General features: G+C 37.7%; 16 protein-coding genes and 1 tRNA gene. 15 read left to right on the top strand and 2 right to left on the bottom strand.

Annotated elements, in window-relative coordinates; all coding sequences use genetic code 11:
• Nucleotides 1-26 precede the first annotated feature (26 nt).
• From SYN6308_RS04660 to katG, 4 genes are all read left to right on the top strand, one after another.
• Nucleotides 27-473 (top strand): type IV pilus modification PilV family protein, encoded by a 447-nt coding sequence (locus SYN6308_RS04660; RefSeq protein ID WP_083879522.1) that lies wholly within the window; start codon nt 27-29, stop codon nt 471-473.
• On the top strand, nt 454-1,380 hold the full coding sequence (locus tag SYN6308_RS04655) for a PilW family protein (RefSeq protein WP_017293272.1): 927 nt from the start codon (nt 454-456) through the stop codon (nt 1,378-1,380). Before SYN6308_RS04660 ends, SYN6308_RS04655 begins: the two co-directional genes overlap by 20 nt.
• A 235-nt stretch (nt 1,381-1,615) precedes the next feature.
• Nucleotides 1,616-4,219 carry a hypothetical protein gene (locus SYN6308_RS04645; RefSeq protein ID WP_017293270.1) on the top strand — a complete coding sequence of 868 codons (2,604 nt, stop codon included), beginning with the start codon at nt 1,616-1,618 and terminating at the stop codon, nt 4,217-4,219.
• Nucleotides 4,220-4,720: 501 nt separating this feature from the next.
• Nucleotides 4,721-6,901: a catalase/peroxidase HPI gene (gene katG / locus SYN6308_RS04640; RefSeq protein ID WP_026101925.1), complete on the top strand. Its 2,181-nt coding sequence runs from the start codon at nt 4,721-4,723 to the stop codon at nt 6,899-6,901.
• A 662-nt stretch (nt 6,902-7,563) separates the two neighbouring features.
• Here the strand turns inward: katG and SYN6308_RS04635 are convergent.
• Nucleotides 7,564-7,650, bottom strand: a tRNA-Ser gene (locus SYN6308_RS04635).
• 250 nt (nt 7,651-7,900) lie between these two features.
• On the opposite strand from SYN6308_RS04635, the gene SYN6308_RS04630 reads away from it, so the two are divergent.
• The 3 genes from SYN6308_RS04630 to hslO all read left to right on the top strand — a co-directional run bounded on the left by SYN6308_RS04630 (nt 7,901) and on the right by hslO (nt 9,724).
• Nucleotides 7,901-8,182 (top strand): RNA recognition motif domain-containing protein, encoded by a 282-nt coding sequence (locus tag SYN6308_RS04630; protein ID WP_017293268.1) that lies wholly within the window; start codon nt 7,901-7,903, stop codon nt 8,180-8,182.
• Nucleotides 8,183-8,413: 231 nt separating this feature from the next.
• Nucleotides 8,414-8,728, top strand: a complete 315-nt coding sequence (locus tag SYN6308_RS04625; protein ID WP_017293267.1) for an STAS domain-containing protein — start codon at nt 8,414-8,416, stop codon at nt 8,726-8,728.
• Nucleotides 8,729-8,824: 96 nt separating this feature from the next.
• The gene (hslO, locus tag SYN6308_RS04620; protein ID WP_017293266.1) at nt 8,825-9,724 is read left to right on the top strand and encodes an Hsp33 family molecular chaperone HslO; all 900 of its coding nucleotides are present in this window, start codon (nt 8,825-8,827) and stop codon (nt 9,722-9,724) included.
• A 111-nt stretch (nt 9,725-9,835) separates the two neighbouring features.
• On the opposite strand, the gene SYN6308_RS25735 is transcribed toward hslO, so the two are convergent.
• The gene (locus SYN6308_RS25735; RefSeq protein ID WP_017293265.1) at nt 9,836-9,964 is read right to left on the bottom strand and encodes a hypothetical protein; all 129 of its coding nucleotides are present in this window, start codon (nt 9,962-9,964) and stop codon (nt 9,836-9,838) included.
• A gap of 109 nt (nt 9,965-10,073) precedes the next feature.
• On the opposite strand from SYN6308_RS25735, the gene lipA reads away from it, so the two are divergent.
• The 8 genes from lipA to SYN6308_RS04575 all read left to right on the top strand — a co-directional run bounded on the left by lipA (nt 10,074) and on the right by SYN6308_RS04575 (nt 16,970).
• Nucleotides 10,074-10,988 carry a lipoyl synthase gene (gene lipA / locus SYN6308_RS04610; protein ID WP_017293264.1) on the top strand — a complete coding sequence of 305 codons (915 nt, stop codon included), beginning with the start codon at nt 10,074-10,076 and terminating at the stop codon, nt 10,986-10,988.
• 145 nt (nt 10,989-11,133) lie between these two features.
• Nucleotides 11,134-12,306: an NAD(P)/FAD-dependent oxidoreductase gene (locus SYN6308_RS04605; RefSeq protein ID WP_017293263.1), complete on the top strand. Its 1,173-nt coding sequence runs from the start codon at nt 11,134-11,136 to the stop codon at nt 12,304-12,306.
• 310 nt (nt 12,307-12,616) lie between these two features.
• Complete coding sequence (locus SYN6308_RS04600; protein ID WP_017293262.1) at nt 12,617-12,874, top strand: type II toxin-antitoxin system Phd/YefM family antitoxin; 258 nt, start codon at nt 12,617-12,619, stop codon at nt 12,872-12,874.
• A gap of 5 nt (nt 12,875-12,879) precedes the next feature.
• Entirely contained in the window at nt 12,880-13,134 is a 255-nt protein-coding gene (locus tag SYN6308_RS04595) for a Txe/YoeB family addiction module toxin (protein WP_017293261.1), read from the top strand.
• 253 nt (nt 13,135-13,387) lie between these two features.
• Nucleotides 13,388-13,840: an SRPBCC family protein gene (locus SYN6308_RS04590; protein WP_017293260.1), complete on the top strand. Its 453-nt coding sequence runs from the start codon at nt 13,388-13,390 to the stop codon at nt 13,838-13,840.
• Between the two features lie 67 nt (nt 13,841-13,907).
• Entirely contained in the window at nt 13,908-14,834 is a 927-nt protein-coding gene (locus SYN6308_RS04585; protein ID WP_017293259.1) for a class I SAM-dependent methyltransferase, read from the top strand.
• A 319-nt stretch (nt 14,835-15,153) separates the two neighbouring features.
• Entirely contained in the window at nt 15,154-16,023 is an 870-nt protein-coding gene (locus tag SYN6308_RS04580) for a carbohydrate kinase family protein (RefSeq protein WP_017293258.1), read from the top strand.
• Between the two features lie 161 nt (nt 16,024-16,184).
• Nucleotides 16,185-16,970: a M15 family metallopeptidase gene (locus SYN6308_RS04575; RefSeq protein WP_390090986.1), complete on the top strand. Its 786-nt coding sequence runs from the start codon at nt 16,185-16,187 to the stop codon at nt 16,968-16,970.
• Nucleotides 16,971-17,094 lie beyond the last annotated feature (124 nt).

The following is a 17,094-nucleotide window of genomic DNA, read 5'->3' as shown; positions in this document are numbered from 1 at the left end:
TAAACCATTGTTCACAAATAAACCCGATGACTAAACCAAATTTTTCTTCACAACTTAAATATTACCTTCTCACTCACAAAAAGAAACCACCAGAAGGATTCTCTTTGGTAGAAATCATGGTAGCCATGACGATTTTAAGTATTGCCTTCGCTATTAATTTACAGTTTTTATTGTTGCTCCGAATACAAAATTTAGAACAAAAAGTAGTAACGGGTGCAGTTTCTTTAAGCAGAGAGATTTTAGAAGGAACCAGAGCTCGATGGAATACTACGGTGGAAACTATTCCACAATTCAGGCAAACACCAACATCAGTAACCCCCATCGTCACTACTAACCTCAACAATCCGGGTACAACAACTTTTGCGCTCTCGGAAGGACGAAGAAAAGATTTTGGTGGTTACAAATATAACGTAGTTGTCAATATCTGTAGCAATGAAGACCCCACTATCATAGATGATAACGAAGGGTTTTAGCCTCATTGAAATGATCGCCAGTACGGTGATGGGAACGATTATTTTGGGGTTTGCCTTAGGGGGTTTTATTAGTATGAGACAAAGTTTTGTGCTAGATAAAGGGGGAGGAGATGTTAACCAAAGATTGAGAACTATTTTTGCTACCATCGGTCCCGATCTGCAACAGTTAGGACAAGGATTAACTAATACTTCTATCCCTTTGCCTTTAGTGAAGTTAGAAGTCTTTAATGCAGGAACAGCTAATGAGACTTCGGCAATTACCACAAGAAAAGTTATTATACCCAAAGTTTTAACCCCGGAAAGCCAGTTAGACAAAAATACGGTAAGTACAACCATCGTAGTAAAAGAGGATAGTGATACTCTTACGGAATGGAAAAATACCAGAATTAATAACGGTGGTAAGATTAGAGCTTCTATATTGAATAGTCTAGGGCAAGAGCAATTTTTTGATTACATAGGAGAAAATATAGATACGAGTGTTTCTCCTCCTATCTCTACTATTACCATAGCTAGTACCACTTGGGCTAACGATTATCCCCCCAATAGTTCAATTTATTTAATGGATAAGAGAAAGTATGAGGTAAAAGATAATACTCTCACCTTAACTGTCAATGATAATAACACCTTTAAGTTAGTGGAATATGTGGAAAAGCTGAATATTGTTGCCACGATCGAAAGTCGAAATAATAGTGGAACGACTTTTTTCTCTGAATGTAAAGGAATTCCTGACACTGGCACACCAACGAATTGTAACACTGCTCCCATTGGTTACAAATTTGAAAACATAAGAGCGATCGATGTCAAAGCCACGGTTAAACAAAAGGGAAATGACCATCAGAAAAAACAATTAAATGAAGAAAATTTGACTATGTCTCAAAAATTCTTCCCCCGTAACACCATTAACTAACAATGCCATGAAAAAAGATGATTTAATCCCCAGACAATATTCCTCGGTTAAGCCCCTGCCCCCAACCTTGGGGGAATCAAACTTGGTGAAAGTCCCCAGTATTGGGGATTTAGGGGCGGACAAAATAACTTGAGCGACTAACCGAACAGTATTGAATCCCCATTTAACACAAGAAAAATCTTATTGCAAAATTATTTACACTTAAAATTTTTATTATTAAATCACAAAAAACATTATGAAAACTAACCGCAATTTTTCTCCTAAAAATTTACTTCTTTTCCATCTGCTAACAGCTCAAGGTAATGGCAAATCAAATCAACAACAGGGTTATATTTTAGTGGTTGCCATCGGCATTGTTCTGGCTTTAAGTGGACTTATGGCATTATATGCTAAAACTATTAATCAATCGGAACAGGAAACCACCACCGCTTTAGCTAGTAGCAATACGGGGTTTTATGCGGCAGAATCAGCGTTAAATATTCGAGCAAATAAACTCAGAGAAATATTTTTAAATTATGGAACTCCCAAAGGTACTTCTCCCAATAAAGCTGATGCCTGTTTTATTTCTGGAGCTAATAAAGGTTCAGGAGATTTTGCTTGTGAAGAAAAACGCATAGAATCCCCCGATAAGAGTGATACCTTAGTTACTACCTATGTAACGGAAAAAAATGGAGGTGAAGGAGTTGTGGGAATAGTACCTCAAGGAGATGCTTATCAAGGTTTATCCATGCTAGAAGTGGGGCATTCTATTTATGCCCTTAGTTTTAAAGATGATATAAATAATAAATCCGATGGGAAACAAGCAACGGCGATTATACAAATGGATGTGAAAAGTCGTTTAATACCTATGTTTCAGTTCGCCACCTTCTATGTAGATGATTTAGAGATTTTCCCCGGTGCCGCCATGACTCTAAGTGGTCCTGTACATACCAATGGTGATCTATTTTTAGGTAGTAATGTGAGTTTGGACATTAAAGGTCAAGTAACTACAGTTAAAGATATTTATAGTCGCCGGAAACACTTCCCCACTCAAACATTTCCTGATGGAAGAGTTAAAATATCTACTGCTTTACCAGATCCCAATGGTAGTTTCTTAAAAAATTTACTTCGATGGGGATCAGGTAGCACTGCTCAAACTCCAAATCCAATGGATCCTCAGAAGATCGCAGACAACTGGGGAAGTCAAATAAAAGTGAGGACAGATGCCCCTGTTTCTATTCCCGAACCGAGTATTTTAAGTAAGGAAGGGAAGGATGGGAAGCCTGGGGAATATTATGAGAAAGCTGATATTCGCATTACATTTAAACCTAGAGCGACTTCCAATGCTAACTACTTAAATACAGTTCCTTTTGAAATCACAGCGATCGATCGAAGTCCCACAACTCCTGTGGAAGTTGAGCTGACAGAAGCTCAACGAAAAAGTTTAAGACAACCTGTTATGGTGGGAGCAGATTTAGCCGCTATTCCTGCCGGTGATTATAATATTTGTACCCCAGTTCCCCTAACAAATCCTCACTTAACAGATCCGATTTTAGCTAGTTGGAGGAATGCTTTAAACTCCACAAACAGAAATACATTGGATAACACTTTTACGCAGGTTGCTAATTGGTGGAACGGTTTAACTGCAGCTCAAAAAAATACTTTAGCGAATAAAGTTCAAGATTATCTTGTCAACAGAATCCAATCTCAAGATCAACCCCTGAGTTTTGCCTCATTCTCAAGACAGACAAATCCTAGTCATAGTGTTACTTATCCAACTACTCCTCTTATTAATCCTCTTAATTTCCCCTCAACGGCTCCTAGCGGTTTTACAACTACCGAATGGAATAATATCAGGAACATGACTCCTCAACAAATAGCAGGTTTAACAGGGCGTTGTTTTGTGGCTGCCCCGATCTTAGAAGTGGGACGAGATGCGAGTGGTCACACAACACCTTTCCGTTATGTTAATGTCAGAGAAGGCAACCGAGAGATGAGACTATTACAGTTAAATATCCAAAGTTTAGCTATCTGGAATCGTGATGGAAAGTATCTAAATGGAACAACTCTTACTTCAACGGCAAATTTACTTTATGTCTCTGAAGAGCCTGATAATAGTGCCCCTGTCAATTCTTTTCAACGTCTTGGTTTAGCGGCGAAGGATGACACAGAAGGAGGTATGGTTATTCACGCTAGAGTTGATGATAGTGCCACAACTCGTAAGGCATCATTGCTAACAAGTCCCTATGGTTTTGCCTTCGTTAGAGGACAACAATTATTTGGTTTAGCTCAAACCACTAATCACCCAGACCCTACGGGTTTAACCATTGCTTCAGATCAGGCTATTTACGTTCAAGGAGATTATAACAACGTTAGAAAACAAAATACCGATCCTCTCACTAGCAGCACTAATAGACAACCTGCTTCTATCCTTGCTGATTCTTTTAACGCTCTTTCTAATGCTTGTCTAAACAATGATATAGCTATTAATCATGAAGGGGGAACTGGCTGTTCTGTCCCAAGCAGGGTTGATGCTAGGGATACAACTTTTAATGCGGCGGTTCTTGGAGGAACAGATATTAGCACTGTAAATTCTAGTGATACAGGTTATAACGGCGGTTTAGAGAATTATCCTCGTTTTGCCGAAAATTGGACTAACAGAACTTGGACGTATCGGGGATCGTTTGTTAGTATCTCTAAACCTCTTTATGTGAGCGGTTTATGGGGTCCGGGTTATAATGCACCGATCAGAAACTGGGATTATGATCCAGACTTTAATGATCCTAAAAAGTTACCTCCTTTAACTCCTCAATTTGTGGTTCTTAAACAGGAGTCTTTCATTCGTAGTTTCGATCAATAATAAGTTAGCTTTTCCGCTGTAAGAAGCCCCACGTTGTATTTTTCCTTGTGCAAAAAGACTCACAAAATCAGCGTGGGATGAATTACGTTAAATAGGGATTGCTGAAAAAGTCTTTTGGTGAAGGGGATGTGTTAGGTATTAGGTTAAAGAATGAAAAATCAAGGTTTTGAGACTTTGTGCAATACAAGAGAATATAGAAATATTATTAAAAATAACCTGAGTTCGACATAAAATCATCGGTTAAGATAAGGTATCGGAAAGGGTGTTAGGTATCAGGTAAAGATAAGGTAAAAAAGTTGAACAAAAATTGATTTTATCCAAATGAAATTAAGTAATTAATTGATCTAAACAAAGAAATTGTTAACCTGCAACCTGCAACCTGAAACCTGCAACCTGAAACCTGCCCTTATCAAACATTCTTGCATCGAACTGAGGTGATATAGAGTCGTTTTGGTATCAATTAAAATAAACGTATATCAACTTACCAAAGGTAAAAACAATATGGCAACAAGCAGTGGAAAATGCCCTGTAATGCACGGCGGTGTGACTACAAGCAGTATGTCGAACATCGAATGGTGGCCCAAGTCGCTAAACCTTGATATTTTAAGTCAGCACGATCGAAAGACTAATCCCCTCGGTGCAGACTTCAACTATCGGGAAGAGGTGAAAAAACTTGACACAGCATCCCTCAAACAAGATTTACACAAACTGATGAGAGACAGTCAAGATTGGTGGCCTGCCGATTGGGGACATTATGGCGGTTTGATGATTCGTATGACTTGGCACGCCGCAGGAACTTATCGTATTGCCGATGGTCGAGGCGGTGCTGGTACGGGGAATCAGCGTTTTGCTCCCCTCAATTCTTGGCCCGATAACGTCAACTTAGACAAAGCACGTCGTTTACTTTGGCCTATCAAGAAAAAATACGGTAACAAACTCAGTTGGGCAGATTTGATTGCCTATGCAGGTACGATCGCCTACGAATCTATGGGCTTAAAAACCTTCGGTTTTGCCTTTGGGCGAGAAGACATCTGGCATCCCGAAAAAGATATTTACTGGGGCTCGGAAAAGCAATGGTTAGCGCCTAGTGATAATCCTCAAAGTCGTTATTCTGGGGAACGAGATCTCGATAATCCTTTAGCCGCAGTGATGATGGGTTTAATCTACGTCAATCCTGAAGGGGTGGACGGTAAACCAGATCCCCTCAAAACCGCCCATGATGTGCGTGTCACCTTCGATCGTATGGCGATGAATGACGAAGAAACCGTTGCCCTTACCGCAGGAGGTCATACTGTAGGTAAATGCCATGGTAACGGCAATGCAGAGTTACTTGGAGCTGAACCTGAAGGAGCAGATGTGGAAGATCAAGGTTTAGGTTGGATGAACAAAACTCACCGTGGCATTGGACGCAACACTATGAGCAGTGGCATTGAAGGCGCATGGACAACTTACCCGACTCAATGGGATAACGGTTATTTTCATTTACTACTTAATTATGACTGGGAATTGAAAAAAAGCCCTGCTGGTGCATGGCAATGGGAACCCATCAACGTCAAAGAAGAAGATAAGCCTGTGGATGTGGAAGATCCCTCTATCCGCCGTAACTTGGTGATGACTGATGCAGATATGGCGATGAAAGTAGATCCTGAATATCGCAAAATTTCAGAGCGATTCTACCATGATCCTGAATACTTTGCCGATGTTTTTGCCCGTGCATGGTTCAAACTTACTCATCGAGATATGGGACCTAAAACTCGTTATATTGGTACAGAAGCCCCCCAAGAAGATTTAATTTGGCAAGATCCCATTCCTGTAGGTAACAGCAATTATGATGTTCAAGGGGTGAAAGAGAAAATTGCTAACAGTGGTTTAACCATTAGTGAAATGGTATGCACTGCTTGGGATAGTGCCAGAACTTTTCGAGGTTCGGACAAGCGTGGAGGAGCGAATGGGGCGCGTATTCGCTTAACTCCTCAAAAGGATTGGGAAGGCAATGAGCCTGTACGTTTAGCGAAAGTGTTGGCTATCCTCGAAGGTATCGCTCAAGATAGTGGTGCTAGTGTCGCTGATGTCATCGTATTGGCGGGTAATGTGGGTATTGAGAAAGCCGCACTTGCAGGAGGGTTTGACATTACCGTCCCCTTTTCTCCAGGGCGTGGTGATGCAACGGATGAGATGACTGATGCCGAATCCTTTGCACCCCTCGAACCCATTCACGATGGCTACCGTAATTGGTTGAAGAAAGATTACACCGTTACTCCCGAAGAATTGATGCTCGATCGAACCCAACTAATGGGATTAACAGCCCCTGAAATGACGGTTTTAGTAGGCGGTATGCGTGTTTTGGGTACTAACTATGGTGGCACTAAACACGGTGTATTAACGGATAATGAAGGGGTATTGAGTAATGATTTCTTTGTGAATCTAACAGATATGAATTATTCATGGAAACCTGCTGGTAAGAATCTGTATGAAATTTGCCATCGCAAAACTGGTCAAGTAAAATGGACAGCGACAAGGGTTGATCTTGTGTTCGGTTCAAACTCCATTCTTCGTGCCTATGCGGAAGTTTACGCGCAGGATGACAACAAAGAGAAGTTTCTGCATGACTTCGTAGCTGTTTGGACAAAGGTGATGAATGCCGATCGATTTCTCAACCCCAACTCAATACTGCTCGGTTAGTGTCGAAAACGTTTTGGTGAGGGTAATTAAGAATTAAGAATTAAGAATTAAAATTTCATTGAAGTTCTTACCCCTTGCCCTTTGCCCTATCCTAACCGACAATTATAAATTCCTTAACCGAGCAGTATTGAACCCCGACTAATTTTTCAGTATGTAAATTCCACTAAATGATTAGCGGGGTTTCAGTATTTGTTACCCTCAAAACTTTCAGTGACATCCTCCCGCGCTGATCCTGTAGGATCGATCGATAAGATAGACTCTGGTATTACCTGAGTGAACTATAAAAATAGATGAGGGCTGACTTGGAAGACAGGCAGACAGGAAGATTGTATTTCTTGTGAATGAATAAAATTCTCTCAAAAGTACATCAAATATTAAGAATTTTTCTCCCTGTCCACTTGTCCACTTGTCCACCTGTCTAGTTTTCATCATTTTCTTTATGGTTCACTGAGGTTATATCAGATTACATGGAGAGGTATAGAAAATATTTTTGAGGAAAAAGGTTAATCTTATTTTGTTAGTTGTTTATTAAGTGATACGAAATTACTTGATTACCAATAAAACTATAGTGATTATGGTAAGAATGAGAATAAATTGAGAATAAAGTTAAGTAATTCACTAACTGTGATAGTAAAACTCTTTAAAAACAAAGATAAAAACAACGGAGAGAGAGGGATTTGAACCCTCGAAGGTTTTTACACCTTAATAGTTTTCGAGACTACCGCATTCAACCGCTCTGCCATCTCTCCTAACACAGATACTCAATTCTAACAGGGTTTGTGACTTAATTCAACGTCCCCTAAAGAAATTTTTTTCTGCTAACAAGAAGACAATATTTAACTGAATATGATAAATTTGATATAGTGTTAATTTGAGGTTCAGTTCGGTAACAGTGTTTGATTCCAGTTTTGAAAGGTTTTATTCTCCGTACAATATGGAAAGATTCATGTCCGTTGTCTCAATTACCCTGTGTGTAAATTAAGATTTGGGAGCAAGTTTATGTCCATATATGTAGGGAATTTATCCTATGATGTCACAGAAGAAGATTTACAAGCTGTCTTTGCTGATTATGGTGAAGTAAAGCGTGTACATTTACCTGTCGATCGTGAAACAAAAAGAATGCGTGGTTTTGGTTTTGTCGAAATGTCTAACGACAATGAAGAAGAAAAAGCTATTGAGACTTTAGATGGCGCTCAGTGGATGGGAAGACAAATGAAGGTAAATAAAGCCAAACCCAGAGAAGAAGGTGGAAACGATCGTCGTAGAAATTTCCGTGATTAATATTTCTGTATAATTAATTAGAATTATTTGAAGACTACTGTTTAGTAGTCTTTTTTCGTTCTAAGATTCATTTTATTTATGGTGGTTGTAATTTATCTTCACCAATCATGAGGAATGGGATATTCTTATTGCCATTTTCATAAAAAAAATGATTATGATAGCCTAATATAATCTAAATTTTAGTTTTAAAAAAGTATAATCAAGACAGTTTTAATGAGGAGTTAAAAAATTATGCACGATCGAGCTATTTATACCCCAGAAGGTATTATAAACGAAACGAATAAAAGCAATTTTCAACAACAGTTATTCAATTTTATCCACAACACAAGTAATCAAGATATTTTTGTGGATTTTCAAAGAGTTGAACTGGTGGATGGTAGTGGCTTAGTGGTTTTAGTTAATGCTTACAATGAAGCCAAAAATCAACGTAAAAATTTCTACCTATTCAATGTTTCTCCGTCGGTAAAAATGATCTTTGAAATTAGTCAATTAGATAAAGTGCTTGGTATTAGGGAATTTAACCAAAATGATTTATTAGTAGCGTAAAGATGAATATTAGGATATTAGGAATTTTTCTGCCCTCAAACATAACAAAATCAGAGATAATAAAATAAATCTTTGTTAAGAAATGTAAAGAACTATATGGCAGATCAATTAATTCGAGCAACCGCCGCTAACGGAGGAATTAGAGCAATAGGAGTTATCACCACAAAAGCAGTGGAAGAAGCTAGACGCAGACATAACTTATCCTATGTGGCAAGTGCAGCTTTAGGACGGGCAATGTCATCAGGATTATTACTAGCATCTAACATGAAAAAAGAAGGCTCACGAGTCAATATCAATATTAAAGGAAATGGACCTTTGGGTACTATATTAGTGGACGCAGGATTAGATGGTACGGTAAGGGGATATGTACAAAACCCTACTGTTGAATTACCGCCTAATTCCATAGGGAAATTAGACGTAGGCGGTGCCGTGGGCAATGACGGTTATTTGTATGTGATTCGAGATGTGGGTTATGGTTATCCTTACTCTAGTACTGTAGAGTTAATTTCTGGAGAGGTTGGGGAAGATATTGCTAATTATTTAGTTACTTCTGAGCAAACTCCCTCGGCTTTATTAGTTGGGGTTTTTGTGGGTAAAGATGGAGTGACGGCTTCGGGAGGCATTTTATTGCAAGTGTTACCCAAAGCAGCGCAAGACCCTACTTTAGTAGAGACTTTAGAGTCTCGTGTTAGTCAGTTAAAGGGTTTTACTCCTTTATTACGACAGGGTAAAACTTTATCGGATATTTTTCGAGATTTGTTAGGGGATTTTGATTTAGAGATTTTCCCAGAAGTGCAAATGGTAAGATTTGATTGTGGTTGCTCTTTCGATCGAATTTTGGGGGCATTGAAAATGTTAGGGGTAGAAGAATTAGAGGATATGATTGTTAAGGATGGAGGCGCAGAGGCGACTTGTCATTTTTGCGGTGAGGTTTATCAAGCAGATGTGGAAGATTTAACTCAACTGATACAAGACTTACGGTTGACTGGTAATTAGGCGTTGTCTCATCGTATTTTGATGAAAGGGGGTGTTAGGTGTACCTGAATTCGACATAAAAATAGATGATGAATGACTTGGAAGACTGCGAAGACTCCGAAGACAGGGAGATTATATTTTGCATTTTGCCTGAATCCATAAAATTATTTTAAAGGGCATCGAAATATTAGTCATCAAAGCCTGTGCCATAACGGCAATAAGACTATCTTGAACAAATTTTTCTAAAATATTTGATAACATCGACGACATCCTCTGATAGATAATTTATAATCTACTCTATCAGAGTCTTTCATTTTAGTATTCCTGTACGCATTGAACGGGCTACACCTAACACCTAATACCTAACTCTATGACAACAAAAACTACCCTCGTTAATTTACCCTCTTGGTTACGATCGAACATTGGTAATGCTTCAGAAATTTCCAGAGTACAAAAAATTGTCAAACAACGGAATATCCATACAATTTGCGAAGAAGGAAAATGCCCTAATCGGGGAGAATGTTATAGCCGGGGTACAGCTACTTTTTTGTTAATGGGTAATGTTTGTACCCGTAGTTGTGCATTTTGTCAAGTGGATAAAGGGCATTCTCCCATGACATTAGACGAAAATGAGCCTCAAAAAGTCGCCGAAGCAGTTAAATTGTTAGGGTTAAGATATGTGGTGTTAACTTCTGTGGCAAGGGATGACTTAAAAGACGGAGGCGCATCTTGGTTTGTTAAGGTGATGACAACGGTAAGAATTATGAATCCAGACACCTTGATAGAAGTCTTAACTCCAGACTTTGGCACAGGCAAAAATGCTTTACAACAGCAAAGAGAAAGCATTAAAACCATTGTGGAAGCCAATCCTGCTTGTTATAACCACAACCTCGAAACCGTTGAAAGATTGCAAAATCCTGTGAGACGGGGTGCAAAGTACGATCGATCCTTACGAGTTTTAGCTACAGTAAAAGAATTAAATCCCCGCATTCCCACTAAATCAGGGTTAATGTTGGGATTAGGGGAAACAAAAGAGGAAATTATTACTACCCTCAAAGACTTACGGAAAATAGAGTGCGATCGTATTACCATAGGACAATATTTAAGACCATCTTTAGAACATTTACCAGTACAAAAATATTGGACTCCTGAAGAATTTGACGAATTAGGCAAAATAGCCGAATCATTAGGATTTAATCATGTGCGTAGTGGTGCATTAGTACGAAGTTCCTACCACGCAGGAGAATGGAGAATGGAGAATGGAGAATGGAGAATTAACAATTAATTATTTCCCCCCTCTTCCCCCTCTCACCTTCATCATTCTACTTAGATGCGTTTCAGCGTATCCCCCATCTCTTGCTTTCATCAAAATTAAATTATTCCTTTGTATAAGGTAGAATGAAAGACAAATTCAGTGGAGTAATAGCAACGTGAAAAAAATTGTCATTCTTGGTGGTGGATTTGGAGGGCTTTATACTGCATTAAGATTAATCCAATTAAATTGGACTCAACAACCACAAATCACGATTATAGATAAAAACGATCGTTTTGTGTTTTCTCCATTACTTTATGAATTAATCACGGAAGAAATGCAAAGTTGGGAGGTAGCGCCCCCTTACGCTGATTTATTGGCGAATACCTCTATTCAATATATTCAAGATACTGTCACCGATGTGAATTTCAACACCCAAGAGGTTACTTTAACTAATTCTAAGGTAACTTACGATCGATTGGTGGTAGCTTTAGGGGGTATAACTCCCGATGACATGGTAAAAGGTGCGAAGGAATATGCTATCCCTTTTCGTAGTTTGGAAAATGCCTATATACTGAAAGAAAAATTAAGGACATTGGAAAATTCTGACAAAGAATTTATCCGAGTGGCGGTGATAGGAGGGGGTTATAGTGGCATAGAATTAACTTTAAAAATAGCGGATAGACTAGGAAAACGGGGTAAAATAAGGATAATCGATCGAGGTGATGATATTCTGTCTAATTCTCCTGAATTTAACCAAAAAACTGCTAAAAAAGCTCTGCTCGATCGTAAAATTTGGTTAGACTTAGAAACCGATATAGTGGAAATCGAAGAAAATCAAATCTCGATCGAATATAAGCATAAAATAGATACCATTCCTGTCGATATAGTATTGTGGACAGTCGGCACAAAACCCGTCAAAATTATTAATAAACTATCTCTGCCTCAAACTCCCCAAGGCAAAATCAAAATTAATTCTTATTTACAAGTAGAAGACTATCCCGAAATTAGCTCCATGGGAGACTTAGTTGAATGTTATGATCAACATGGTAAAATCTTACCTAACACTGCACAAGTTGCCTTTCAACAATCAGATTATTGTGCATGGAATATCTGGGCAACTATCGAAGAAAAACCCTTGTTACCCTTCCAATATCAACCCCTAGGGGAAATGTTAGCATTAGGCAAAGACAACGCCACCCTAAGCGGTTTAGGCATCTCATTAAACGGTGATTTAGCATACTTAGCGAGACGTTTAGTCTATCTTTATCGTTTACCTACTTTTGAGCATCAATTAGCTGTAGCTTTAAAGTGGATAACTAATCCCCTTAGTCAGCTAGGAAACATTTAAAACTCTAAATCTAGGGCGATGCACCGCCCACCAAAATTAGACTGGGTTGATTTAAAAAGATACGGTAAAATAACTTATCTGTCTTCATAATTTTTTACTGAAATGTTGGGTTGTAATTACGTTTAACCCAACCTACTTATTAAGATTATTGGTTATTAGGATTAGCTAACCAGTTTTCTAAATCTCAATCGTCATTAGAAGGTAAGGAGACAATCTCTATCAGTCATAGCAAAGCACGAAGCAATCTTTTATAATTAACCATATAAGTACATAAACGGTAAACCAAAAATTAAATCAATTTCTAACCATTATGGATGCAATCACTTATACTCAGGCTCGAAAAAACTTTACTGGTGTCATGAATCAAGTTTGTGAAAATCATGCTCCAATTATCATCACTCGTCAGTCAGAAAAACCAGTGGTAATGATGTCTCTTGAAGATTATAGCTCGATCGAAGAGACATTATATTTATTACGGAGTCCAGAAAATGCCCAACGACTTTATAAAGCATTAGGAGAATTAAAACAAGGAAAATACGAAAGTCATGAATTAATTGAAGAGGAATAATAATCATGAAAATTTCCTTTTTAGAAGACGGTTGGCATGATTATTTATATTGGCAAAATCAAGATAAAAAAACATTAAAAAGAATTAATCAAATCATTAAAGATATAGAAAGAAACCCATTTGATGGTATTGGCAAACCTGAACTCTTAAAGTTTGATTTTAGTGGATTGTGGTCAAGACGTATTAATCAAGAACATCGATTAATTTATCAGTTATTAGACGATGAGATTATTATTATTCAGTGTCGTTACCATTACTAATTTACTAACTATAGCATCAATTTTTTGGAGGTAACTAATGAATAAAATACATGATATTCATAAGTAAATATGATTTTAAGAGTATTCGATAATATAACTTATCGGTTTTCACTTTTGAGGATTTTTTCTGTTATTTTTATGTATAGTATCAGAGTTAGAAAAGAAAATATAGGGGAAGGTTCGTGCTTTGCAATGACAGAATAGTTCGATCGTATATCCCCTCAAAAAACATCAGGAGAATGACAAAGGTTTTATGGTTAAATTTCAATATTCCAGTCAAATTAAGGCTTCTGTAGAGAAAGTTTGGCAGTTTCACGAAAGAGATGATATTCTCGAATTACTTACTCCTCCTTGGCAACCTGTCAAAGTAATTCGCCGACAAGGGGGTTTAAATATTGGTGCGACTAGCGAATTTTTGCTGATGTTTGGCTTTATCAATATTCTTTGGGTAGCCCGTCATACTCAATACCAACAGTATAAACTATTTACGGATGAACAAATCGAAGGACCTATGGATTCATGGGTACATTATCATCGTTTTGAGGCTAAAGGTACGGATACTATTTTAACGGATTCGATCGAGTACCAAATACCCGGTGGTTGGTTAAGTGATATTATGCTAGGGTGGTGGGTAAATTCTCGCCTTGAAGATATGTTTCGTTATCGTCATCAAATTACTAAAAACGAATTAGAAATTCATAGGTAATAGGTATTAATCAATTATTATTCATTTTTCATTAGACATTTTTCATTTTCCATTCTCAATTATTTATATGACATCAAGCACGATCGAACTTAAACAAAATTTTAGTACAAAATTAATCAACGGATTACTCAATATTAAACCCTTAGCGGAATTTGCGAAAGCCCAAGCTCGAAAAATGATCATCAAACGAGCGCATCTGATTGGGGTAAATTGGGAAGATAACGTGCAGAATCTGCAAAATCATTCTTGGCAGGAAGAAATTAACGCCATCGAAAATCCGAATCTTCAATATCCCCCCTATTATTTAACCTCTTTTCATGCCTACGAAAAAGGTAATATGAGTTGGGATGCCGCTTGGGAATTAGAATCTGCCGCTTATAGTGTGCATTCTACTATCTACTCGAAAACTCCCCAACCTGATGGCGATCGAAATCTGAGAAAAAGCTATCATGAATTTTTACAAACCCAAATATCAACAAATCCTGAGAATATCTTAGATATTGGTTGCGGTGTCGGTTTAAGTACATTTGCTTTACAGGAAGCCTATCCTCACAGTCACATTTCAGGGTTAGATTTATCTCCCTATTTTTTAGCGGTTGCCAAATATCAAGCACAACAGAAAGGAAAAACCATTAATTGGATTCATGACGCAGGAGAAAATAACAATTTACCCCTCGAATCTTTTGATTTAATTTCCAATTTTTTAATCTTTCATGAATTACCTCAATCGGCAGCAGAAAATATTATTTCCCATAGTAATAAACTCCTTAAAAAAGGTGGTTTTTTTGCCATCATGGACATGAATCCACAATCAGAAATTTATCAAAAAATGCCTCGTTATGTCTTGACTTTATTAAAAAGTACTGAGCCTTATTTAGATCAATATTTTAGCTTAGATATGGCATCTGTGTTCACTAAATATGGATTTTCAACCCCTAAAATTGTGCCTATTAGTTGCCGTCATCGAGCTATTATTGCTCAGAAAATTAATTAAGAATTAAGAATTAAGAATTAAGAATTAAGAATTAAGAATGTTACCCTCTTTCAAAAATTTAGAGTTCAATTTATTGAACGTTATATTGTTGTCCGTGTAATTCATTACACGGTGGGCTATTGATTAACACGCTATTCCCTATTCCCTATTCCCTATTCCCTATTCCCTATTCCCTATTTCCTATTCCCTATTCCCTATTCCCTATTTCCTATTCCCTATTTCCTATTCCCTATTTCCTATTCCCTATTTCCTATTCCCTATTTCCTATTCCCTATTTCCTATTCCCTATTTCCTATTCTTTATTATTAATTATCAATTTATGACTCATTCACAAGTAATTATTTTTGGTGAAGTTTTGTTCGATCGATTTCCTGATGGTAAAATGGTATTGGGTGGCGCACCCTTTAATGTGGCGTGGCATTTACAAGGTTTTGGAGTCTCTCCTTTATTTATCTCCCGTGTCGGTAATGACTCCGAAGGAGAAAAGATTAAACAAAGTATGAAGGATTGGGGCATGGATTTATCGGGAATACAAACTGATAAGCAATACCCCACAGGAGTTGTAGATGTAAAATTTAAGGATAATGAGCCTTATTATGATATTGTCCAAAATAGTGCCTATGATTTTATAGACTCATCTTCTATTCCCTATCTTGATAAAAATAGTCTTCTTTATCATGGCAGTTTAGCTTTACGAAATCAGACTTCTCAAGCAACCCTTGATAGTATCAAAAAGGATGTTTCTCCTTCTATCTTCTTTGATGTTAACTTACGATCGCCCTTTTGGGATTTAAGCTCGATCGAATCCCTACTATCGCAAACATCATGGTTAAAATTGAATCAAGATGAATTGCCCTTAATAGTACCTCAAGAAAAAAATACAGAAAGTCAAATTAATTACTTATTTAGTCATTATTCCTTAACCCAAATTACCTTAACTCAAGGCAAAGCTGGGGCAACTTCTTTCACCTCACCTCAGCAAAATTATCAAGTTTCTCCCTCTCAAAATACCGTCGTCGTTGATACCGTAGGCGCAGGAGATGCTTTTTCTAGTGTGTTAATTTTGGGTATCCTCAAACAATGGGATATATCTACCACCCTTCAACGGGCGCAAGAATTTGCTAGTAAGGTGGTAAAAATACAGGGGGCGACAAAATTCGATCGAACTTTTTATGATGGTTTTGACTAAATTTTATTTTTATATAGACAAAATCCTGAAACCTTGATTTTTAGGTATTTCTCCTATCTCCTCACTCCTAACTCTTTTCTCCTCCCCTCATCAAAATACTTTTTAAGCAACGCCTAATTAGTACAACAAAGGCTAAAATAATTAAGATTAAATCAAGAAATGTGAAGTCTATGGATGAAATTCCAGTTGCTTTAAGGGAATTACAAAAAACCCCCAGTAAGGGAAATCGATCGATCGAACCTAAAATACTGATTATTGGTATAATTGGGGCTACGGTGGGATTATTAGCAGTAGTTTTATTATTATTCAACAATGGCGATTCTGCCCCGTCACCACAGGTTAATAATACTCCAACCACGGAAGAAGAAGTTGTCACTAGCCCCGATGAATCTACCCCACCCCCTCCAAATGAAGAAGCAATCCCCGATAATATTTTAGGACATTTAGCCTACGAAGAAGCCCCTCAAAGTGAGTTAAAACCCATAACTCGTGATGGTGCGATTCGTTTAAGAGAAAAAGCCGCCGATAAATTCTTACAAATGCAGAGGGATGCAAGGGCACAAGGTATCATTTTAACTCCCATTTCTGGATTTCGATCGATCTCAGATCAAGAATATCTCTTTTTTAAAATTAAAGAACAACGGAAACAACCCACCTCAAAAAGAGCGGAAGTAAGCGCTCCACCGGGATACAGTGAACATCATACAGGATACGCTGTTGACATTGGAGACGGTAATGCACCTGCAACTAATTTAAACACCAATTTTGAACAAACTCCCGCCTACAAATGGTTAAGCCAAAATGCCGCTAAATATAGCTTTGAATTGTCTTTTACCCCTGATAATTTACAAGGTATCAGTTACGAGCCTTGGCACTGGCGTTTTGTGGGGGATACCCATAGTTTAGAAACTTTTTACAAAGCTCGTCAACTCACTAATAAATTATAGTAGTTACGCAAAACAATTATTTGTATGATTTTAATTTCCCACTCGGTTAACATAGATTCACCTGATTCTCTCAGAGGAGAATAGAACTAATATACTTATTTGTTTCAAGGAGGGTGATTGATTG

The sequence above is a fragment of the Geminocystis herdmanii PCC 6308 genome, assembly GCF_000332235.1.
GTDB lineage: Bacteria > Cyanobacteriota > Cyanobacteriia > Cyanobacteriales > Cyanobacteriaceae > Geminocystis > Geminocystis herdmanii.
The sequence above is the reverse complement of the archived record's forward strand: the minus strand, read 5'-3'. Positions and strand labels throughout refer to the sequence as shown.